The 20,014-nt window shown below is 67.7% G+C and carries 23 protein-coding genes (1 of these 23 cut by a window edge); 20 read left to right on the top strand and 3 right to left on the bottom strand.

Translation table 11 applies throughout. The features are described from left to right. Positions 1-14: 14 nt before the first annotated feature. Positions 15-326, bottom strand: coding sequence for a flagellar hook-basal body complex protein FliE (gene fliE, locus PCQ86_RS17775; protein WP_270174346.1), 312 nt, complete (start codon positions 324-326; stop codon positions 15-17). A gap of 173 nt (positions 327-499) precedes the next feature. On the opposite strand from fliE, the gene fliF reads away from it, so the two are divergent. From fliF to fliR, 13 genes are all read left to right on the top strand, one after another. Next, positions 500-2,194, top strand: coding sequence for a flagellar basal-body MS-ring/collar protein FliF (gene fliF, locus PCQ86_RS17770; RefSeq protein WP_270174345.1), 1,695 nt, complete (start codon positions 500-502; stop codon positions 2,192-2,194). A 33-nt stretch (positions 2,195-2,227) separates the two neighbouring features. After that, positions 2,228-3,223, top strand: coding sequence for a flagellar motor switch protein FliG (gene fliG, locus PCQ86_RS17765; RefSeq protein WP_011806893.1), 996 nt, complete (start codon positions 2,228-2,230; stop codon positions 3,221-3,223). A 9-nt stretch (positions 3,224-3,232) separates the two neighbouring features. Next, positions 3,233-3,967 (top strand): FliH/SctL family protein, encoded by a 735-nt coding sequence (locus tag PCQ86_RS17760; protein ID WP_270174344.1) that lies wholly within the window; start codon positions 3,233-3,235, stop codon positions 3,965-3,967. Continuing rightward, positions 3,957-5,360 carry a flagellar protein export ATPase FliI gene (gene fliI, locus PCQ86_RS17755; protein ID WP_270174343.1) on the top strand — a complete coding sequence of 468 codons (1,404 nt, stop codon included), beginning with the start codon at positions 3,957-3,959 and terminating at the stop codon, positions 5,358-5,360. Before PCQ86_RS17760 ends, fliI begins: the two co-directional genes overlap by 11 nt. Positions 5,361-5,387: 27 nt before the next feature. After that, a complete protein-coding gene (gene fliJ / locus PCQ86_RS17750) occupies positions 5,388-5,852 on the top strand; it encodes a flagellar export protein FliJ (protein WP_103738844.1) in 465 nt (154 codons plus the stop codon). A 2-nt stretch (positions 5,853-5,854) separates the two neighbouring features. Next, positions 5,855-7,162 (top strand): flagellar hook-length control protein FliK, encoded by a 1,308-nt coding sequence (locus tag PCQ86_RS17745; protein WP_270174342.1) that lies wholly within the window; start codon positions 5,855-5,857, stop codon positions 7,160-7,162. A 215-nt stretch (positions 7,163-7,377) separates the two neighbouring features. Continuing rightward, positions 7,378-7,950 (top strand): flagellar basal body-associated FliL family protein, encoded by a 573-nt coding sequence (locus tag PCQ86_RS17740; RefSeq protein WP_088888282.1) that lies wholly within the window; start codon positions 7,378-7,380, stop codon positions 7,948-7,950. Positions 7,951-7,965: 15 nt separating this feature from the next. Beyond that, entirely contained in the window at positions 7,966-8,970 is a 1,005-nt protein-coding gene (gene fliM / locus PCQ86_RS17735) for a flagellar motor switch protein FliM (protein WP_011806887.1), read from the top strand. Then, on the top strand, positions 8,960-9,409 hold the full coding sequence (gene fliN, locus PCQ86_RS17730) for a flagellar motor switch protein FliN (protein WP_270174341.1): 450 nt from the start codon (positions 8,960-8,962) through the stop codon (positions 9,407-9,409). The genes fliM and fliN overlap by 11 nt, the downstream gene beginning before the upstream one ends. Before the next feature lie 7 nt (positions 9,410-9,416). Further along, complete coding sequence (locus PCQ86_RS17725) at positions 9,417-9,779, top strand: FliO/MopB family protein (RefSeq protein WP_270174340.1); 363 nt, start codon at positions 9,417-9,419, stop codon at positions 9,777-9,779. Next, positions 9,772-10,527 carry a flagellar type III secretion system pore protein FliP gene (gene fliP, locus PCQ86_RS17720; protein WP_011806884.1) on the top strand — a complete coding sequence of 252 codons (756 nt, stop codon included), beginning with the start codon at positions 9,772-9,774 and terminating at the stop codon, positions 10,525-10,527. The genes PCQ86_RS17725 and fliP overlap by 8 nt, the downstream gene beginning before the upstream one ends. A 10-nt stretch (positions 10,528-10,537) precedes the next feature. After that, positions 10,538-10,807, top strand: a complete 270-nt coding sequence (fliQ, locus tag PCQ86_RS17715; RefSeq protein WP_015914340.1) for a flagellar biosynthesis protein FliQ — start codon at positions 10,538-10,540, stop codon at positions 10,805-10,807. A gap of 5 nt (positions 10,808-10,812) precedes the next feature. After that, the gene (fliR, locus tag PCQ86_RS17710; RefSeq protein ID WP_011806882.1) at positions 10,813-11,583 is read left to right on the top strand and encodes a flagellar biosynthetic protein FliR; all 771 of its coding nucleotides are present in this window, start codon (positions 10,813-10,815) and stop codon (positions 11,581-11,583) included. 98 nt (positions 11,584-11,681) lie between these two features. Here the strand turns inward: fliR and PCQ86_RS17705 are convergent, their stop codons facing one another. After that, positions 11,682-12,311, bottom strand: a complete 630-nt coding sequence (locus PCQ86_RS17705) for a response regulator (RefSeq protein WP_252101919.1) — start codon at positions 12,309-12,311, stop codon at positions 11,682-11,684. Beyond that, positions 12,308-13,429, bottom strand: a complete 1,122-nt coding sequence (locus tag PCQ86_RS17700) for a hybrid sensor histidine kinase/response regulator (protein WP_270174339.1) — start codon at positions 13,427-13,429, stop codon at positions 12,308-12,310. Before PCQ86_RS17700 ends, PCQ86_RS17705 begins: the two co-directional genes overlap by 4 nt. Before the next feature lie 149 nt (positions 13,430-13,578). Here PCQ86_RS17700 and PCQ86_RS17695 point away from each other — a divergent pair, with 149 nt between their 5' ends. The 7 genes from PCQ86_RS17695 to PCQ86_RS17665 form a co-directional block, all read left to right on the top strand. After that, positions 13,579-14,025, top strand: coding sequence for a hypothetical protein (locus PCQ86_RS17695; RefSeq protein WP_015914337.1), 447 nt, complete (start codon positions 13,579-13,581; stop codon positions 14,023-14,025). Between the two features lie 68 nt (positions 14,026-14,093). Beyond that, on the top strand, positions 14,094-14,456 hold the full coding sequence (locus PCQ86_RS17690) for a response regulator (protein WP_011806878.1): 363 nt from the start codon (positions 14,094-14,096) through the stop codon (positions 14,454-14,456). A gap of 51 nt (positions 14,457-14,507) precedes the next feature. Beyond that, positions 14,508-16,640 carry a chemotaxis protein CheA gene (locus PCQ86_RS17685; protein WP_270174338.1) on the top strand — a complete coding sequence of 711 codons (2,133 nt, stop codon included), beginning with the start codon at positions 14,508-14,510 and terminating at the stop codon, positions 16,638-16,640. A gap of 33 nt (positions 16,641-16,673) precedes the next feature. Next, positions 16,674-17,162 carry a chemotaxis protein CheW gene (locus PCQ86_RS17680; RefSeq protein WP_011806876.1) on the top strand — a complete coding sequence of 163 codons (489 nt, stop codon included), beginning with the start codon at positions 16,674-16,676 and terminating at the stop codon, positions 17,160-17,162. A gap of 48 nt (positions 17,163-17,210) precedes the next feature. Further along, a complete protein-coding gene (locus PCQ86_RS17675) occupies positions 17,211-18,104 on the top strand; it encodes a CheR family methyltransferase (RefSeq protein WP_172208667.1) in 894 nt (297 codons plus the stop codon). 39 nt (positions 18,105-18,143) lie between these two features. Then, positions 18,144-18,881 carry a chemoreceptor glutamine deamidase CheD gene (cheD, locus tag PCQ86_RS17670; protein WP_196994917.1) on the top strand — a complete coding sequence of 246 codons (738 nt, stop codon included), beginning with the start codon at positions 18,144-18,146 and terminating at the stop codon, positions 18,879-18,881. Positions 18,882-18,918: 37 nt separating this feature from the next. Beyond that, a protein-coding gene (locus tag PCQ86_RS17665; protein WP_011806873.1) for a protein-glutamate methylesterase/protein-glutamine glutaminase crosses the window boundary here: on the top strand, positions 18,919-20,014 show its 5' portion. Its footprint extends 17 nt past the window's final position; only the first 1,096 of its 1,113 coding nucleotides appear in the window; its start codon is at positions 18,919-18,921; its stop codon lies off the right edge, out of view.

Genomic DNA, 20,014 nt, shown 5'->3' with positions numbered 1-20,014 from the left:
CGTCGATGCGCGCCTTACACCTGCATGTTCATGATGTCGGTGTAGGCCTGCACCATGCGGTTGCGCACATGCAGCGTGGCCTGGAAGCCGATCTGCGCCTTCTGCATGGCGACCATGGTTTCCTCGATGCTGACGTTGGGGTTTTCCAGTTGCACTTCGCGCTGCAGACCGCTGGCCTGGTCCTGCGCTGCGCTCACGGACTGCAGCGCGTTCTTGAACGCCGAGGAAAAGCCGGCCTCCCGCACGCCTTCCTGCGGCGCGGTGACGCGGCGCGCCACCTGGGTGCCGGTGAGGGGAAACTGGGTGCTGTTGATGCGCAGGTCCATGGTGGGATCGGGAAATGTCAGGAATGGCGCAATCGTAGGGCGCCGTGGGGCGCGCAGAGGCGGGAAATGATGGCCAAAGCCACGCTTTATCGGCTGAACGGCGGACGGGGCGGATTCCATAATCGCCGCACGCCAGAGCCTCGCCTGGCGCCCGTCTTTTTGTGGAAAACCCGATGTCTGCAGTTGCCGAAGTTCCCGTCGCTCCGCCTCCCGTCGCCAGCCCTGGCTGGCCTCAGCGGCTGGCCTCGCTCGACCGTGCCGCACGCCTGCGCCTGGGGGGGGTGGCAGCGCTGCTGGTCGCGGCGCTGCTGGCCGCATTCTTCTACAGCCGCCAGCCCGACTACCGGGTGCTGTTCTCCGGCCTGAACGACAAGGACGGCGGCGCCATCGTGGCGCAGCTGTCGCAGATGAATGTGCCTTACAAGTACACCGAAGGGGGCGGTGCCATCCTCGTGCCGGCCGAGCGCGTGCACGACGTGCGCCTGCGCCTGGCCACGCAGGGCCTGCCCAAGGGATCGGTGACCGGGTTCGAGCTGATGGAGACCAACCGCTTCGGTGTCACCCAGTTCCAGGAGCGCCTGAACTTCCAGCGCGGGCTGGAGGGGGAGCTGACGCGCTCGATCCAGGCGCTGGCCTCGGTGCAGAGCGCACGCGTGCACCTGGCGCTGCCACAGCAAAACGGTTTCTTCCGCGAGCAGCAAAAGCCCTCGGCCTCGGTGTTGCTCAGCCTGTACCCCGGGCGCTTCCTGGACCGCGCGCAGCTCGCAGGCATCGTGCACCTGGTGGCCTCCAGCGTGCCGGAACTCGCTCCCTCAGCCGTGAGCGTGCTGGACGATACCGGCAAGCTGCTGTCGCAGACGCCCGACATGGCCGGCGCCGGCGTGGACGCGCAGCAACTGGCCTATGTGCAGCAGATCGAGCAGCAGTACGCACGCCGCATCCTGGACCTGCTGGAGCCCGTCGTGGGCAAGAACAACGTGAAGGCCCAGGTGACCGCCGAAGTGGACTTCAACCAGACCGAGTCCACCGTCGAGCAGCACAAGCCCAACCTGGCGCCCGATGCCAGCGCCGTGCGCAGCCAGCAGGTGGTGGAAAGCGGCGGCACGCCCGGCGCGCAGCCACCCACGGGCGTGCCTGGCGCGGTGACCAACCAGCCGCCGCAGGCCTCCGCGGCTCCCATCAACGGCGCCAACCCCGCGCCCACGGCGGCCGGCGGTGCGCCGGGCAGCGGCGCTGCGGGCCAGGCCAAGCGCGAGTCCATCACCAACTATGAGGTGGACAAGACCACCCAGGTGACGCGCGGCGGTGCCGGCGCCATCAAGCGTGTGAACGCGGCCGTGGTGGTGAACTACCAGCCCGTGAGCGAAGGGCCGGGCAAGCCCGCGGTGAACAAGGCGCTGACGCCTGAACAGCTGGAGCAGATGACGGCGCTGGTGCGCGAGACGATCGGCTTCAACAAGGAGCGCGGCGATTCCGTCAACCTCATGAATGCCCCCTTCCTGGTGGAGGAGGTCCCCCCGGGCGAACTGCCGCTGTGGAAGCAGCCCGAAACGATCGAGTTGGCCAAGACGCTGGGCTGGCCGCTGGGCATCTCGCTGGCCGCGGCCATCCTGCTGCTGGGGCTGCTGCGCCCGGCGCTCAAGGCCCGCGCCCGCGCCGTGCAGATGGCGGCGCAGCAGCCGGCGGGGGCGCAGCTGAGTGCCATCGCCTCCGAAGAATTGCAGCGCCCCGGCCTGCCGGGGCCTGCGCAACCCGAAGAGCTGCAGCCCACGGCGGAACAACTGCGCCTGGAAGAGGCGCGCCAACTGGCCCGCGACAACCCCGTCGCCGTGGCCAGTATCCTCAAAACCTGGGTCAATGGCGACTGACGCCGCCGGCCCGCACCGAATCACGAGACTGTCATGGACGAGCAAGGCCTGAACGACGCCGCCATCATGCTGATGTCCCTGGGCGAGGAAGAGGCCGCCGAGGTCTTCAAGCACCTGTCGCCCAAGGAAGTGCAAAAGCTGGGCGAGACCATCGCGCGCATGCGCACCGTCTCCCGCGAGAAGGTGGACGAGGTGCTCAACCGTTTCACCAGCGACGCGGCCGCGCAAAGCCTGCTGGTGTCCGACACCAGCAACTACGTGCGTGCCGTGCTCAAGCGCGCCCTGGGCGACGACAAGGCCGCGTTGCTGATCGACCGCATCCTGCAGGGCGGCGACGTGTCGGGCATCGAAAGCCTGAAGTGGATGGATCCGCTGTCGGTGGCCGAGCTGCTGCGCAACGAGCATCCGCAGATCGTCGCGGCCATCCTGGTGCACCTGGACGCGGAGCAGTCCTCGGCCATCCTGATGCACCTGACCGAGCGACAGCGCAGCGAAGTGATGCTGCGCATCGCCACGCTGGAGGGCATACAGCCCACGGCCTTGAAGGACCTGAACGAGGTGCTGTTCAAGGTGCTGGCCGGCGGCGACAAGGTGCGCAAGAGCTCGCTGGGCGGCATTAAGGCGGCGGCCGAGATCATCAACCTGCTGGGCTCGGGCATGGATGCGGCGGTGCTGGAGTCCATCCGCGGCTACGACATGGACCTGGCCCAGAAGATCATGGACAAGATGTTCGTGTTCGACGACATCGTCAAGCTCGACAACCGCGCCATCCAGACCGTGCTGCGCGAAGTGGCTTCCGAGACCCTGGTGGTTGCGCTCAAGGGGGCGCAGCCCGAGGTGCGCGACAAGATTCTGTCCAACATGTCCTCGCGCGCCGCAGAGGCGCTGCGCGAAGACCTGGAGTCGCGCGGCCCGATGCGCCTGTCCGAGGTGGAGGCGCAGCAAAAGGAAATCCTCAAGACGGTGCGGCGCCTGGCCGACGAGGGCCAGATCGCGCTGGCCAGCGGCGGCGACGACGCCTTTGTGTAGGACTGATCAATGACCCGGTCCCTGCGTTATTACACCCGCTTCATCCCGCGCGAAGAGGTGGGCGACGTCACCCGTTGGGAGTTCGGTGACGTGGAGTTTCCCCCGGGCAGCCAGCCGCTGGCGCCCGAGCCGCCGGTGCTGGAGCCCGAGGCGGCGCCCGTGGAGCCTGGCATCGACGAGGCGCAGCACCAGGCCCTGGTGCAGCAGGCGCGCGAGGAGGGCTATGCCCAGGGCCTGGCCGAAGGCCAGGAGCAGACGCGGCTGCAGTGGCAGCAGCGCATGGACGACTACGTGGCCGGCCAGGGGCGCGAAGGCGCCGAGCGGCTGGCCCGGCTCGCCCAGGCGCTGGAAGAAAGCTTCACCGGCATGCAGCAGGGCATGGCGCAGGAGGTATTGCAACTGGCCTGCGACATCGCGCGCCAGGTGGTGCGCCAGGAGGTCGCGGGCAATCCCCAGGCGGTACTGCCCGTGGTGCGCGAGGCGCTGGGCATGCTGGTCAGCGAGGCGCGGCCCGCCACCGTGCGCCTGAACCCGGGCGACTGGGCCGCGCTGGAGCAGCCGCTGCGCGAGGAGTTTCCCGCCGGCCGCATCCAGTGGCTGGCCGACACCGCCGTGGAGCCTGGCGACTGCCAGGTGGAGTCGGGCGGCATGGTGGTGGACGGGTCGCTGGACAAGCGCTGGCGCCGCGCCATTGCCGCGCTGGGTCTGACCGCGGCCTGGAAGGACGTGGACCATGGCGATTGAGCCGGCCCGCGCCTGGGATGATTTCCTGGCACAGGCGCGCGCGCGCCTGGCGCCGGAGCAGCCGCTGGAGACGCGCGGCACGCTCACCCGCCTGACCGGCCTGGTACTCGAAGCCACCGGCATCCGCGTGCCCGTGGGGTCGCAGTGCCAGGTGCAGATGAACGGCCAGGAGCCAGTGCTGGCCGAGGTGGTGGGGTTCGCGGGCGACACGGCCTACCTGATGCCCGCGGGAGACATCCATGGCCTGTCTAGCGGCGCCAGCGTGATGCCGGCTCCCGCCTACGTCCCGGCGTTGCAGCTGGGCGCGGCGCCGGTGGAGGAAGCCGGCGCGGGCGTGGGCGCACTGCTTCTTCCCATGGGTGACGGCCTGCTGGGCCGTGTGGTGGATTCGCAGGGCAACCCCCTGGACCATGCGGGACCGCTGGCGCAGGTGACGGCGCAGCCCATGGACCGCCGCCCCATCAATGCCATGGAGCGCGACCCGGTGCGCGAGCCGCTGGACACCGGCGTGCGCGCCATCAATGCCCTGCTCACCGTGGGCCGTGGCCAGCGGCTGGGCCTGTTCGCCGGCTCGGGCGTGGGCAAGAGCGTCCTGCTGGGCATGATGGCCCGCTACACCCAGGCAGACGTGATCGTGGTCGGCCTGATCGGTGAGCGCGGGCGCGAGGTCAAGGAATTCGTCGAAGACATCCTGGGCGTGCAGGACCGCGGCCGCGCCGTGGTGGTGGCCGCACCGGCCGATGCACCGCCGCTCCTGCGCATGCAGGGCGCGGCCTATGCCACGGCGATTGCCGAGCACTTCCGCGACAAGGGCCAGCATGTGCTGCTGCTCATGGACTCGCTCACGCGCTACGCCATGGCGCAGCGCGAGATCGCCCTGGCGATCGGTGAGCCCCCGGCCACCAAGGGCTACCCGCCCAGCTGCTTCGCCAAGCTGCCGGCGTTGGTGGAGCGCAGCGGCAACGGACTGAACGGCGTGGGCTCCATTACCGCCTTCTACACCGTACTGTCCGAGGGCGACGACCAGCAGGACCCGATCGCCGACGCAGCACGCGCGATTCTGGACGGGCACATCGTGCTGTCGCGCGCGCTGGCCGAAAGCGGGCACTACCCGGCCATCGACATCGAGCAATCTGCCTCGCGCGTGATGCACAACGTCGTGCCGCGCGCGCACTTCGAGCTGGCGCGCGGCTTCCGCGCGGTGTACTCGCGCTATCAAAAGAGCCGCGATTTGATCCAGGTCGGCGCATACATGAGCGGATCCGACCCGCAGCTGGACGAGGCGATCCGCCTGCAGCCGGGCATGACCGCCTTTTTGCAGCAGAGCATGTTCGAGGCCGCCCCCATGGACGACAGCATCGCCGCCATGGGCCAGGCGCTGGAAGGCGCGTGAGGCTAGGGCGATGGAAGGGCACGCCGCATGTCGTCGCTGAAGGCCTTCGAGGTGGCGGTGGAGCTGGCCGAACGCCGGCGCGACGCCGCGCGCCAGGCGCTCAAGAACGTGCAGGACGCGCGCCATGCCGCGCAGGCGCAGCTGGAGCAGCTCACGGGCTACGCCGCGGAAACGCAAGGCCGCTGGGGCATGAAGGCCGACAGCGCCATGCAACCCGAGGTGATGTACCACCACTACCAATTCATGGGCCGGCTGGACCATGCCATCGGCCTGCAGACGGGCGTGGTGAGCGGGCAGGACGTGCGTGTGGACAAGGCCCGGCAGGCGCTGCTGGAGGCCGAACTGCGCCTGGCCAGCCTGCGCAAGGTGCTGGAGCGGCGGCGCGCCGAGGTGGCCTTACAGCAGCAGCGCCGTGAGCAGAAACAAACCGATGAGCGCGCCGCGTTGCGCGCCGGGCGGGGGGCACGCTCCCCGCAGGATCAGGAGTATTGACCATGGAACAGACCCGTATTTCCTCCTCGCCTTCCCCGGCTGCGCACGAGGCGCGCGGCGCCCGGGGCGCCTCCAAGGCAGGCGGTGCCACCGACGACCAGGCGGCAGCGCAGGGCGACGGCTTTGCCCTGCTGCTGGCCGCTCTGGGCGGCGGCGAGGGCGCGGCCACGGTGCTGGACACGCTGGCGGTGGCTGGCGAGGCATTGCAGTCGCCCGAGGCGCTGCCGGACGCGGGCGCGCTGGCAGCCTGGGCGGCGGGTTTTAAGCCGGGAGCCGCGCTCGCGCAGCGGACGGGTGAGTCGATCGCAGCCGAGGCGGATGCCCTGGCCGGCCGCCTGGGCCTGGGCCTGGTGCGCGCGGGGCAGGATACGCTGGTGGGGCAGACCGCCCTGCTGGACGGCGCAGTGGAGCGGGCGGCTCTGCAGGGCGGGGCCTCCATGGCGGGGCCCGGCAGCGCCGCGGGCCGCGGCACAGCCTGGCGCGCGCAAGGCATGGCACTGCAGGCTGCGGCACAGGACGCCGCCAGCGCCGCAGGGGATGCCTTGCGCGCCGGTGTCCATGCGGCGCGCTCTGGTCTGCAACACGCAGCGGATGCGGTGTCGCACCTTGCGGCGCAGGTGTCCCAGGCCGTGGATGCGACCGCGCAGCGGCGCGACGCCGTGCCGGTCGCTGGTGCGCCGTTGCAGGCCCAGCCCGGCGAATGGATGGCTGCGCAGGCAGCCCCCGCGGGCATCTCGGGCGCCGCACCTGGCTCCGCAGCGGCGGGCGCGGGCGGGGCCGCCACCCCCGCGGGACTGCGGGGTGCGGACGCTGCCGCGGGCACTTCGGGCGCGGAGCCTTTCAGGTCACCTGCCGAGGGGGCCGGGCTGGAGTCGGCCGACGCCACGCTGGCGGGCATGGCCGGGGCAGAGGACGCCCTGGCGGATCAGTTGGCCGAGCAGGTGGCCTACTGGGTGCACCAGAAAACCCAGAATGCCGAACTGACGCTGGACCAGGATGGCCGGCCCGTGGAGGTAAGGGTGGCGCTCACGGGCGACGAGACGCATGTGACCTTCCGCAGCGACCAAGCCGATGCGCGCCAGTGGCTGGACGGCAGCACGGCCCAGCTGCGGGAGATGCTGCAGCGCGAGGGGCTGCAGCTCGCCGGCGTGACGGTGGACACGGCGGGTGGCGGTGCCGCCGACCGGCAGGGCCGGCGGGACGAGGGCCGCCCGGGCGCGCGCCAGGCCGCCGTGCAGGCCGCCGCGCCTGCGGGGCAGGCCGGCGGCGGACGGGGCGTGGCCGAGCGCTCGGTGGATATCTTCGTCTGACGCATCCCCCGGATGGCCCCTGTGCCGCACCGGGGGCACCGGCGGCAGCGGCGCGCACCGGGCGCATGCGGCTGAAAACCCGGGTTTTGGGCGCTTATTCGGGCTTTCGCGGGTGCCGGGGCGTTCAATAATCGGCCATCACTGCGGGGAAGGGCCTTTCGGCCCGCCGCCCGCAGCCCACTTCCCCTGCCCTTGTTGCGCAAGAAAGCCCCAACGTGTCCGACAACACTGCTGCCCCGGCCAAAAGCAAGAAACTGATCATCATCCTGGCCGTTCTCGCCCTGGTGCTGGTGGCGGGCGGCGCCGCAGCCTGGATGATGCTGTCCCAGCGCCACGCGGCCGAGGACGAGGAGGGCGGCGGCCGGGCGGTCGCCCAGGCAGGCACGCCCAAGACACCTCCCACCTTCCTGCCCATGGACAACATGGTGGTCAACCTGGCCGACCCCGGTGGCGACCGCTTTGCCCAGGTGGGCATCACGCTGGAGCTGGCCGACGGCAAGACGGCGGACCAGGTAAAGGCCTACATGCCCACCATCCGCAGCGGCGTATTGCTGCTGCTGTCGCAGCGTACGACCGACGAGTTGCTGACGCGCGAGGGCAAGGAGAAGCTGGCGGTGGACATCCGCCGAGAAGTGTCGCGCCCGCTGGGCTACAGCGTGCCCAAGCCGCGCAAGCGCTCGGCCAGCCGCGATCCCTTGGACGAGGATGTCGAAGAAGAAGAACCCCGTCCCCGCGCCGACACCAATCCGGTGCGGCAGGTGCTGTTCTCCAGCTTCATCATCCAGTGAGGAAAGGTTGCAGCCATGAGTGAGTCCTTTCTGTCCCAGGAAGAAGTCGATGCCCTGCTGGAGGGCGTGACGGGCGAAAGCCAGAAGACCGTCAAGGAGGAGATCGAGGCCGGCGCCGTCCGCAACTACGACATCTCCAGCCAGGAGCGCATCGTGCGCGGCCGCATGCCGACGATGGAAATCGTCAACGAGCGGTTTGCGCGCAACTTCCGCATCGGCCTGTTCAATTTCATCCGCCGCAGCCCTGAGATCTCCGTGGGCACCGTGTCGGTGCAGCGCTACAGCGCCTTCCTGCGCGAGCTGGTGGTGCCGACCAACTTCAACATCGTCGCTATTCGTCCGCTGCGCGGCAGCGGCCTGGTCGTGTGCGAACCGTCGCTCGTGTTCGGCATCATCGACACGCTGTACGGCGGCGTGGGCAAGTTCCAGACCCGCATCGAAGGGCGTGACTTCTCGGCCACCGAACAGCGCGTGATCAACCGCCTGGTGGACGTGATCTGCGCAGAGTACAAGAAGGCCTGGCAAGGCATCTACCCCCTGGAGCTGGCCTACCAGCGCTCGGAGATGCAGCCGCAGTTCGCCAACATCGCCACGCCCAGCGAGATCGTGGTGTCCACCGCCTTCCAGCTGGAGATCGGCGACCTGGCCGGCGCGATCCACATCTGCATGCCGTATGCCACGCTGGAGCCCATCCGCGACGTGCTGTACTCGTCGGTGCAGGGTGACGCGATCGAGGTGGACCGGCGCTGGGTGCGCGTGCTCACGCGCGAGATCCAGGCCGCCGAGGTCACCCTGGTGGCCGAGCTGGCGCGCGCCGACGCCACGGTGGAGCAACTGCTGGCCATGAAGCCGGGCGACTTCATCGAACTGGAGCGCGAGCCGCGCATCCGCGCCTCCATCGAGGGGGTGCCCGTTTTCGAGTGCCAGTACGGCACGCACAACTCCAAGTACGCGATCCGCATCGAGGAATGCCTGCGCGGTGCCGAAGCGCACTGGATGGGAGAAAAGAATGTCAACTGAATCCGACAACAACGACAACTCTGGCGGGTCCGCTGCGGACGACCCGTTTGCCGGCTGGGCCGAGGCACTGGAAGAGCAAAAGCGCGTCGACGGGCAGACCATCGATGCCGAGCAGGGAGGCCCGTTGTCGGGCGAGCCCGCGCGCCCCTATGCCGCCGGCGGCGAGCCGCAGGTGCACGACATCAACATGGTGCTGGACATTCCGGTGCAGCTGTCGGTGGAACTGGGCCGCACCAAGGTGCCGATCAAATACATCCTACAGCTGGCCCAGGGCTCGGTGGTGGAGCTGGACGCGCTGGCCGGCGAGCCCATGGACGTGCTGGTCAACGGCTACCTCATCGCCCAGGGCGAAGTGGTGGTGGTGAACGACAAGTTCGGTATCCGCCTGACCGACGTGGTCACGCCTTCGGAGCGGCTGCGCCGCGTCAGCCGTGGATAGCGTGGGTATGACGCAGACGCTGCTGCTGGTGGTGCTGTTCGTCGGCGCGCTGGCGGCCTTGCCGTGGCTGATTCGCCGGCTGCAGCAGCGCCAAGCCGGCTTGCAGGCCCATGCGGGAGGCGCCTCGCGTGTGCTTTCGGCGGTGGCCGTGGGGCCGCAGCAGCGCGTGGTGACCGTGGAGGTCGGCCCGCCGCAGCAGCGCACACTGCTGGTGCTGGGCGTGACCGCGCAGCAGATCAACTGCCTGCATGTACTGCCGGCGGCTGCAGCGCCGGGGTCGGCGCCAGCGCCTTCGTTTGCCGCCGAGATGGCGGCCGCGCGCGCGCAGACCGTACAGCCGGCGCATGCGGGCGGAGCCGGCCATGCATAAGGCCGTGCGCGGCATTGCGGCCGGTGCGGCAGGCCTGCTGCTGGCGGGCGCCGCCTGGGCGCAGCAGCAGCCCGCGGGCGCGCTGCCGCTGGTGATCGGCTCGGGGCCGGGCGGCACGAGCTACTCGGTGCCCATCCAGACGCTGCTGTTCTTCACGGCGCTGTCGTTCCTGCCGGCCGTGCTGCTCATGATGACGGGCTTCACGCGCATCGTGATCGTGCTGTCGCTGCTGCGCCAGGCCATCGGCACGCAGTCCGCGCCGCCCAACCAGGTCATCATCGGCCTGTCGCTGTTCCTCACGCTGTTCGTCATGGGGCCCACGTTGGACAAGGTGTACCAGGAGGCCTACGTGCCCTACACCACCAACGCCATCACCTTCGAGCAGGCCATCCAGAAGGCCGAGGCGCCCATGCGCGGCTTCATGCTCAAGCAGACGCGCCAGTCCGACTTCGCGCTGTTCGCACGCCTGGCCAAGCTGGACGAGGGCGTGACGGCCGAGACCGCGCCGCTGCGCGTGCTGGTGCCGGCCTTCGTGACCAGCGAGCTGAAGTCGGCCTTCCAGATCGGCTTCATGATCTTCATTCCGTTCCTGATCATCGACATGGTGGTCTCCAGCGTGCTCATGTCGCTGGGCATGATGATGCTGTCGCCGGTGCTGGTGGCGCTGCCGTTCAAGCTCATGCTGTTCGTGCTGGCCGATGGCTGGAACCTGCTCATTGGCTCGCTGGCCGCGAGCTTCGCGACGTGAAGGATTCCGCATGACCTCCCAGTTCGTGCTCACCATGGGCCGCGATGCGCTCACCCTGCTGCTGATGATCTCCATGCCGGTGCTGGGCGTGGTGATGGCCGTGGGCCTGCTGGTGAGCATCTTCCAGGCCGTGACGCAGATCCACGAGGCCACGCTGGCCTTCGTGCCCAAGCTGATCGCGGCCGTGGTGGTGTTCGCGATCGCCGGGCCGTGGATGCTGACCACGCTGGTGGACTTCCTGCGCCGCACAATCGAGGCCATTCCGTCCGTCGTCGGGTAGGCATCTTGATCACTTTCACCGAGGCGCAGATCATGGCCTGGCTGTCGCCGGTGCTGTGGCCGTTCCTGCGCGTGCTGGCGCTGTTCACGTCGGCGCCGGTGTTCTCGATGCGCGTGATCCCGGTGCGCACGCGCATCGGGCTGGCCTTTTTGGTGGCGGTGTGCGCGCAGGCTGTGCTGCCCGAGCAGCCGGTCATCAGCCTGAATAGCCGCGAGGCTGCGGGCGCGGTGGTGCAGCAGGTGGGGATTGGCCTGGCGATGGGCTTTGCGGTGCGTCTGGTGTTCGCGGCCGTGGAACTGGCCGGCGAAATCATCGGCCTGCAGATGGGCCTGAACTTTGCCTCGTTCTTTGACCCCGCGAGCAATGCGCAGGTGAGCGCGGTGGCGCGCTTCTTCGGCAACATCTCCATGCTGCTGTTCGTGGTGATCAACGGCCACCTGATGGTGTTGATGGCCGTGGTCAAGAGTTTCGACAGCTTCCCCGTGGGCGGCAACTTTCTGCAGGCCATCGGGCAGATGCGGCTGCACGAGCTGGGCGCGTCGCTGTTCTCCAGCGCCTTGTGGATCGCGCTGCCCATGATTGCGCTGCTGCTGTTTGTGAACCTGACCCTGGGCATCATCTCGCGCGTGGCGCCGCAGATGAACATCTATGCCGTGGGCTTCCCGGTCACGCTCACGGTGGGCATGCTGGGCATCACGGCCACGCTGCCGATGCTGGAGCAACCCATGCTGGCGCTGCTGCAGCAGTCCATCGACCTGTTCGCCGCGCCGCGTTAGCCGGTCAAAAAAGAGAGCTGCCAGCGCTTGCTGCAAGCCATTCCCAATATCAAAATATATTGAAATGCTTGTGTATCAAGCGGTAGTAGCTATTGTTTTCATACCAACCGATTGCGGATCGCGTACACCGTCAGCTCCGCGTTGTTGGCCAGCTTGAGCTTTTCCAGCACCCGCGCGCGGTACACGCTCACGGTCTTGGGGCTGAGCATCAGCTCCTCGGCGATGTCCGACAGGCGCTTGCCCGAGGCGATCTTCACCAGCGTCTGCAGCTCGCGCTCCGACAGCGATTCATGCGGCAGCTCAAGCGTGGGCTGCGCCAGGCTGTCGGCCAGCAACTGCGCCACCTCGGGCGTGAGGTACTTGCGTCCCTGCACGATGGTCTGCACCGCGGCGATGAGCTGCACCGGGTCGCCCGCCTTGTTGGCGTAGCCGTGCGCCCCGGCCTTCAGGCAGCGCAGCGCGTACTGGTCCTCGGGATACATCGAGACGATCAGCACCTTGATGTCCGGGTGCGTCTCCTTCACGCTGGCCATCACCTCCAGGCCGCTGCGCCCGGGCAGGTTCAGGTCCAGCAGCAGCACGTCGCAGGCGGCCGTGCGCAGCACCTCGCGCAACTCGGGATAACTGCCGGCCTCGCCGGTCACGTGGATATCGGGCGACTCGGTCAGCGTGTCGCGTATGCCGCGCCGCAGCACGGCATGGTCATCGCATAGCACCACCTGGATCACTGCACATCTCCTGCTTTGCCTGCGGGCGATGTTAGCGGCACGGTCATGATCACCGACGTGCCATGCCCCGGCCGGCTGCTGATGTCCAGCCAGCCGCCCGCGCGCCGCGCGCGCTCCTGCAGGCCCTGCAGGCCGAAGGAGCGGGGCTTCTTGCGCATCTCGGGCGCCATGCCGCGGCCGTCGTCGGCCACCTCCAGCGTCAGCACGTCCTCGTGGTCCGACAGATCGATGCGCACGTGGCCGGCCTGCGCGTGCTTTTGCACGTTGGTCAGCGCCTCTTGCGCGGTGCGGTAGGCCACCAGTTGCAGCGCGGGCGGCACGTCCAGCGCCTCGCGGCTGGCGGTGACGCGCACGGGGATGCGCGTGCGGCGCTCGAAGGTCTCGGCCAGCCAGCGCACGGCGGCGACGAGGCCCTGGTCCAGCACGGGCGGGCGCAGGTTCATCATGAGGCGCTGTGCCGCGTCGATGGCGTGCTGCAGCATCTCGGTGGCGGTGCTGGCATGCTCGCGCAGGCCGTCCTCACCGGCGTGGCGGCCGATCCACGCCAGGTCGAACTTCACCGCGGCCAGAGCGCCGCCGATGTCGTCATGGATCTCGCGCGCGATGGCGGCGCGCTCCTCCTCGATGGAGGTCTGCAGGTGCTCGGCCAGGTCGGCCAACTGCTGCCGGGACTCGGCCAACTCGGCCGCGGCCTCCTCGCGCGCGCGGCGGGCCTGCGCGACCTCCATCGCTCGCGCCAGCACATGCGGCAGGCGCGCCATGTCGTCCTTGAGCAGGTAGTCGGCAAAGCCCAGCCGCATGGCGTCCACCGCCGCAGCCTCGCCGATCGCGCCGGACAACAGCACGAAGGGCGGGTGCCCCGGGCATTGGTCCACGATGCGCCAGGCATCCAGCGCCGTGAAGCCGGGCAGGCGGTAGTCCGCCAGGATCACGTCGAACGATTCCCGCTCCAGCCACCCGGTGAAGGCCTCCAGGGAGTCCACTTGGTGGATCTCATGGGACAGCCCGGCGCGCCGCAGCGTCAGCCGCACCAGCGCGTGGTCGGCGGTTGAGTCCTCGAGATGCAGCACTCGCACGGGTCTTTTCGGGACCTCAAGATCGGTGGGAGTGGGTATCATAGGATACATATTGGAACAAATTGGGCCCGAAACGGTCATTCCAGCCTGTGGCGCGGTACAACGGATGCCGTAATGCTGCAGCACAGGCGGCAGGATTGGGCCCCGGACGATGGTGCCGCCGGCTGTGCGCCAGCAGCAATGGAGAAACGATGCAATCTACGCTAAATACGCCAGATGGGCCTGCCGTGCAGGTGCCCGTCATGGTGGCGGCCGAGTTGCAGGATTCCCTGCTGATGGCCATGCACGACCTGCACCGGCTGGAAGGGCTGCTCAACCACGCCACCGAGAACCTGCTCGCGCGTTTCGGCGAGGCCAACGCCTCGCTGACGGATGAGCTCATCGGCGCGTCGGCAGAGCTGGCCGATTTGCGCACCGCCTTGCGCAGTGCAGTGACGGAGTTGCAGTTTCACGACATGGCGACCCAGCTCATCATCCACACTACCAAGGTGTTGCAGGGATGCGCCTTTCGCCTGGCGGCCGAGACCATGGGACAAGAAGAGGGGGAGGACGCCGCGCCGCTGGAGGGCGTGGTGCCCGATCGGCCCAACCCTGTCACGCAAAGCGAGATGGAGGCCGGCTCGATCGAGCTGTTCTGATCCAGGCGCGGTTCCCGTATCTCCCAACCCATTAACCTTATTCAAATCAAAAGTCGTTGGAGCTTTACATGCAGTCCATTCTTGCGGTCGATGATTCTCCGTCCATGCGGAAAATGGTTTCCTTCACGCTCACCGGAGCGGGGTACCACGTGGTGGAAGCGGTGGATGGCCAGGACGCGCTGGAAAAGGCCGAGACCCACGACATCCATCTGGTGCTGGCCGACCAGAACATGCCGCGCCTGGACGGCATCGGCCTCACGCGCAAGCTGCGCGAGCATCCGCGCTTCAAGAGCATTCCCATCCTCATCCTCACGACGGAATCCAGCGACCAGATGAAGCAGGCCGGCCGCAGCGCGGGCGCCACCGGCTGGCTGGTCAAGCCGTTCGACCCCACGCGCCTCATCGAAGTGATCCAAAAGGTCATCCGCTGATCGCGCCGGCCACACCAACACCTACGACGTAGCACACAGGAACTCGGGACCATGGCGGATACCTACCAAGAGGGCGCAGGCGCGGACTTTGACCTCAGCCAGTTCTATCAGATCTTCTTCGAAGAGGCCGGCGAGAACCTGGACCAGATGGAGCAGATGTTGCTGGACCTGGACGTGGATGCCGCCAACGACGAAGAGCTGAACGGCATCTTCCGCTGCGCGCATTCCATCAAGGGCGGCTCGGCCACCTTCGGTTTTTCGGATGTGGCGGAACTCACGCACCAAATGGAATCGCTGCTGGACCGGCTGCGTCGCCACGAACTGCAGCTGATCCCGCAGATGGTGGACGTGCTGCTGGAGTCGGCGGACGCCTCGCGCAGCCTGCTGGCACGCCATCAGGCGGGCGGGCAGGGTGAGGCGGTTTCCACGCATGACCTCGTGCGCCGCATCAGCGAACTGGCAGCCGGCGCCGTGCCAGCGGCAGCGCCCGCCGCAGCGGTACCCGCTCCAGCGCCTGTGGTTGCTGCGGCACCTGCGCCCACGCCCGCGGTGGCGCCGGTGGTGCCCGCTGCGGCGGTCCCCGGCGGCGCTCGCTCGCTGGAGATCCACATCGGTCCATTGGCCCAGGTGACATTGGCCGATGCGATCAAGGACCTGTTCCGCGACATCCCGGGCTTGGGCAGCATCAACGATCTGCCGGAAGACCGCCCCGGCATGCGCCGGTTCGCAGTGCAGACCACGTCCACGGACGAGGATCTGCTGGACCTGTTCGCATTCCATGTGGCGAAGGAGCAGGTGGCCATCCACGACGCGGCGACCTCCGCGGCGCCTGCCGCGCAAGAGGCCCATGAGCCGCTGGAGCCATCCGCTGCGGCCCTGGCCGAGCCGTACGGCTTCTTTGCCGGCGCGCCGGGCGTGCCTGTCGAGGCCGCTCCTGCCGCCGCACCGGCCAGTGCTGCTGAGCGGCCCGCCGCGCGTGCCGCCTCCGCCGAGGCCAAGGGCGGCGCGCAGGCCTCCATGGAATCGTCCACCATCCGCGTGGCGGTGAGCAAGGTGGATCAGCTCATCAACCTGGTGGGCGAACTGGTCATCACCCAGGCCATGCTGGCGCAGAACAGCCGTGGCCTGGATGCGGGCGTCTACCAGCAACTGCTGGCAGGCCTGGCCGACCTGGACCGCAACACGCGCGACCTGCAGGAATCCGTGATGTCGATCCGCATGATTCCCATGTCGATCGTGTTCAACCGATTCCCGCGCATGCTGCGTGACTTGGCGGGCAAGCTGGGCAAGAAGGTGGATTTCGTCACCCACGGCGAGGCGACCGAACTGGACAAGAGCCTGGTCGAGAAGATCACCGACCCGCTGACCCACCTGGTGCGCAACAGCTGCGACCACGGCATCGAGATGCCCGCCGACCGCCTGGCTGCGGGCAAGCCAGAACACGGCACCATCACGCTGTCGGCATCGCACCAGGGGGGCTCCATCGTGATCGAGGTGCGCGACGACGGCAAGGGCATGTCGCGCGAGAAGATCCTCAAGAAGGCGCGCGAGCGTGGGCTGGATGTTTCCGACTCCATGCCCGACAGCGAGGTCTGGAACCTGATCTTCGCGCCCGGGTTCTCCACGGCGGATGTGGTGACCGATGTCTCGGGCCGCGGCGTGGGCATGGACGTGGTCAAGCGCAACATCACCGCGCTGGGCGGTTCGGTGGAGATTGATTCCGCTGAAGGCTACGGCATGCGTGTGTCCGTGCGCCTACCGCTGACGCTGGCCATCATGGACGGCATGTCGGTGGGCGTGAGCGACGAGGTGTACATCCTGCCGCTGTCGTCGGTGGTGGAGTCGTTCCAGGTCAACGGTGGCGAAGTGAACACCGTGGCCCAGGGCTCCCAACTGGTGAAGGTGCGCGACGAATACATGCCCGTGGTGGCGCTGGAGAAGATCTTCCAGGTGCCGCGCCCCGACGCGAATTCCACCAGCAGCATCATGGTGGTGGTGGAGGCCGATGGCAGCCGCGTGGCGGTGCTGGTCGACGAACTGCTGGGGCAGCATCAGGTGGTGGTGAAGAACCTGGAGACCAACTACCGCAAGGTGCCCAACGTGTCGGGCGCCACCATTCTGGGGGATGGCACCGTGGCCTTGATTCTGGACACGGCTGCCCTGGTGCGCCGTGCGCGCCACTGAATTGCGAAACGCTGAACGACGAGGAGTGAGGGCATGAGTCTGGTGGACAAGGGCGCAGAGACCACGGCTGCGGGCGCGAGGGAATACCTGACGTTCCGCCTGGGCCAGGAGGAATACGGCATCGACATCCTCAAGGTGCAGGAAATCCGCGGCTATGAAAACCCCACGCGCATCGCCCATGCGCCGGCTTTCATCAAAGGGGTGACCAACCTGCGAGGCACCATCGTGCCGATCGTGGACATGCGGCTGCGCTTCAACTGTGCGCAGGCCGAGTACAACAGCTTCACGGTCGTCATCATCCTGAACCTGCGCGAGCGGGTGGTGGGCATCGTGGTGGATTCCGTGAGCGACGTGATGGAGCTGACGCCCGAGCAGGTACGCACGGCCCCGGACATCGAGAGCTCCATCGACGCGCAGTGCATCCGCGGGCTTGGCTCGGTGGGCGACCGCATGCTCATCCTGCTGGACATTGAAAAACTCATGGCCGGCATGGACATGGGCCTTGCCATGGCCGGGGACTGATGCGGCGAGCCGCAGCCTTCCCGCTATACACACGTTGACGAGCGCGCCATGAGCCTGACCGCCAGCCCCACCGCCGCGCCACGGCGCCCGGCCCGCCCCGCTGCGGGGGCTGCTGCTCCCGTGGCCGAGAGTGGCGAAGGGCGCGAGTTCGCCTGGACCCATCAGGACTTCGCGCGGGTGCAGTCCCTGATCTACCAGCGCGCCGGCATCAGCCTGCATGATGGCAAGCACGCCATGGTGTACAGCCGCCTGTCGCGCCGCTTGCGCGATACCGGGTACGACAGCTTTCATGAGTACCTGAGCTGGCTGGAAGGCCACGACGGGCCGGAGTGGCAGGAGTTCGTGAACGCCCTGACCACCAACCTCACGGCGTTCTTTCGCGAGCAACACCATTTCGAGATCCTGGCGTCGCTGCTGCGCATGCGCTCTGCCGGGCCATGGAACATCTGGTGCAATGCGGCTTCGACCGGCGAAGAACCTTACTCGATCGCCATGACCGTCCTGGAAACCCTGGGCAACAACGCGTCTTTCAAGCTGACGGCCAGCGACATCGATTCGCGGGTGCTGGCCACGGCCGCCCGCGGGGTCTATCGCCTCGACGGTCTGAAGGGCTTGAGCCAAGAGCGTCTGCAGCGCTTCTTTCTGCGCGGCAAGGGCGGCAACGCCGGGCTGGCACGTGTGCGCCCCGAGTTGCGCAAACCCATCGAGTTCCTGAGCGTGAACCTGATCCGCGACGACTGGCCGTTCCGCGAGCCCTTCGACGTGGTCTTTTGCCGCAACGTGATGATTTATTTTGACGGCCCCACCCAGCGACGGGTGCTGGAGCGCATCCACCGTGTGCTCAAGCCCGGCGGCATGCTGTTCGTGGGACATGCCGAGAACTTCAGCGATTCGCGCGACCTTTTTGCCCTGCGGGGCAAGACGGTGTACGAACGCATCTGATGCGGGCATTTTTGACCTACCGCGAGGCGCTGGCCATCCATGAGCATCACACCCGGAGCTGATCCACGGCCCTCTGCCTTGCCGGGCGGGGGCCTGGAGCGCCGGCGCACGCCCCGCATCACGCCTCTGCCTGTGAATGCCTCCGCAGGTACCGCGCCTGCCATGACGCTCCAGGAGCTCAAGGCCTGTCCGCGCAGGCCGGGTGAGGCATCGTTCTTCTTTTTCGATCACCATTTCCAGCACAACGCGGTGAAGGTCTTGCCAGGCGAGTTTTTTGTCTCGCACGACAGCCTGGCCATCATGACGGTGCTGGGATCGTGCATTGCCGCCTGCCTGTGGGACAGCCGCATGCGCGTGGGAGGCATGAACCACTTCATGCTGCCCGAGGGGGACAGCGCCGATGCGTCGGGCCGGTACGGTTCCTACGCCATGGAACTGCTCATCAATGAGATGATGAAGCTGGGCGCTCGCCGCGAGACGCTGCAGGCCAAGATCTTCGGCGGTGCCCAGGTGATGCACAACTTCACCACGCTCAACGTGGGCGAGCGCAACACCCGCTTTGTGCAAGACTATCTGGCTACGGAGCGCATTCCGGTGGTGTCGGAGGACGTGCTCGACATCTATCCGCGCAAAGTGGTGTTCTTTCCGGTGACGGGCAAGGTGATGGTCAAGCGCCTGGCGCATGCCCATCCCGAAACGCTGGAGCAGGAAGTGGTGCGCGGCAACGCAGCTACCGTGGCGCGCGCCACCAGCGGAGGCTCCGTGGATCTGTTCTGATCGGCGGCACTAACAACACAGCAAGGATTTGAAAGGCATGAGCGGCAAGATCAGGGTGATCGTGGTGGACGATTCGGCATTGGTGCGCAGCCTGCTGTCGGAGATCATCAACCGCCAGAGCGACATGGAGTGCATCGGCACGGCCAACGACCCGCTGATTGCGCGCGAGATGATCCGCGAGAAAAATCCCGACGTGATCACGCTCGATGTGGAGATGCCGCGCATGGACGGCATCGACTTCCTGGGGCGCTTGATGCGCCTGCGGCCGATGCCCGTGGTGATGATCTCGACCCTGACCGAGCGCGGCGCCGAAGTGACCATGCGGGCGCTCGAACTGGGGGCCGTGGATTTCGTCGCCAAGCCACGCGTGGGGCTGTCCAGCGGACTGAACGAATTGGCGGCTCAGATCGTGGACAAGATCCGCGTTGCGGCCGTGGCCCATGTGCGGCGCGCCCCCGCGCGCAGCGCTGCCGCCATTGTCCACCCCGATGCAGGTGCCGCTCCCGCGGCGGCCCCCGCTCCCACGGCGTCGGCTCTGCTGGGGCGCGTCTCTACCGAAAAGGTGATCTGCATTGGCGCGTCGACCGGCGGCACCGAGGCCATCCGCGAGGTCCTGATCCATATGCCGGCGGACTCTCCGGCCATCGTGATCACCCAGCACATGCCGCCAGGGTTCACCACCAGTTTTGCAGCGAGGCTCAACAGCCTGTGCCAGATCACGGTCAAAGAGGCGGTGAACGGCGAGCGGATTCTGCCCGGCCATGCCTATATTGCGCCGGGGGGGCGGCAGTTCTACCTGGCACGCAGCGGCGCCAACTATGTAGCGGTGGTGGATGACAGCCCGCCGGTCAACCGGCACAAGCCTTCGGTGGAGGTGCTGTTCAAGTCGGCAGCCGCCGTGGTGGGGCGCAATGCCTACGGCATCATGCTCACCGGCATGGGCGGCGATGGCGCTGCTGCCATGCGTGAGATGCGCGACGCAGGCAGCTACAACTACGTGCAGGACGAAGCCAGTTGTATCGTCTTCGGCATGCCGCGCGAGGCCATCGCCCATGGCGCTGCCGACGAGGTGCTGCCGCTGTCGCAGATTGCACAGGCGCTGATTGCGCGCCTGCGCGGTTCCACCGACCGGT

Source organism: Diaphorobacter sp. ED-3 (assembly GCF_027625375.1).
In the GTDB taxonomy this organism is placed as follows: domain Bacteria; phylum Pseudomonadota; class Gammaproteobacteria; order Burkholderiales; family Burkholderiaceae_C; genus Diaphorobacter; species Diaphorobacter nitroreducens.
Note: the sequence above shows the minus strand (reverse complement) of the source record. Positions and strands in the feature narration are given on the sequence as shown.

Coding starts and splice junctions, on each gene's coding strand:
- fliE (WP_270174346.1), bottom strand. CDS start 326: ATGGACCTGCGCATCAACAGCACCCAGTTTCCCCTCACCGGCACCCAG.
- fliF (WP_270174345.1), top strand. CDS start 500: ATGTCTGCAGTTGCCGAAGTTCCCGTCGCTCCGCCTCCCGTCGCCAGC.
- fliG (WP_011806893.1), top strand. CDS start 2,228: ATGGACGAGCAAGGCCTGAACGACGCCGCCATCATGCTGATGTCCCTG.
- PCQ86_RS17760 (WP_270174344.1), top strand. CDS start 3,233: ATGACCCGGTCCCTGCGTTATTACACCCGCTTCATCCCGCGCGAAGAG.
- fliI (WP_270174343.1), top strand. CDS start 3,957: ATGGCGATTGAGCCGGCCCGCGCCTGGGATGATTTCCTGGCACAGGCG.
- fliJ (WP_103738844.1), top strand. CDS start 5,388: ATGTCGTCGCTGAAGGCCTTCGAGGTGGCGGTGGAGCTGGCCGAACGC.
- PCQ86_RS17745 (WP_270174342.1), top strand. CDS start 5,855: ATGGAACAGACCCGTATTTCCTCCTCGCCTTCCCCGGCTGCGCACGAG.
- fliM (WP_011806887.1), top strand. CDS start 7,966: ATGAGTGAGTCCTTTCTGTCCCAGGAAGAAGTCGATGCCCTGCTGGAG.
- fliN (WP_270174341.1), top strand. CDS start 8,960: ATGTCAACTGAATCCGACAACAACGACAACTCTGGCGGGTCCGCTGCG.
- PCQ86_RS17725 (WP_270174340.1), top strand. CDS start 9,417: ATGACGCAGACGCTGCTGCTGGTGGTGCTGTTCGTCGGCGCGCTGGCG.
- fliP (WP_011806884.1), top strand. CDS start 9,772: ATGCATAAGGCCGTGCGCGGCATTGCGGCCGGTGCGGCAGGCCTGCTG.
- fliQ (WP_015914340.1), top strand. CDS start 10,538: ATGACCTCCCAGTTCGTGCTCACCATGGGCCGCGATGCGCTCACCCTG.
- PCQ86_RS17700 (WP_270174339.1), bottom strand. CDS start 13,429: ATGATACCCACTCCCACCGATCTTGAGGTCCCGAAAAGACCCGTGCGA.
- PCQ86_RS17695 (WP_015914337.1), top strand. CDS start 13,579: ATGCAATCTACGCTAAATACGCCAGATGGGCCTGCCGTGCAGGTGCCC.
- PCQ86_RS17690 (WP_011806878.1), top strand. CDS start 14,094: ATGCAGTCCATTCTTGCGGTCGATGATTCTCCGTCCATGCGGAAAATG.
- PCQ86_RS17685 (WP_270174338.1), top strand. CDS start 14,508: ATGGCGGATACCTACCAAGAGGGCGCAGGCGCGGACTTTGACCTCAGC.
- PCQ86_RS17680 (WP_011806876.1), top strand. CDS start 16,674: ATGAGTCTGGTGGACAAGGGCGCAGAGACCACGGCTGCGGGCGCGAGG.
- PCQ86_RS17675 (WP_172208667.1), top strand. CDS start 17,211: ATGAGCCTGACCGCCAGCCCCACCGCCGCGCCACGGCGCCCGGCCCGC.
- cheD (WP_196994917.1), top strand. CDS start 18,144: ATGAGCATCACACCCGGAGCTGATCCACGGCCCTCTGCCTTGCCGGGC.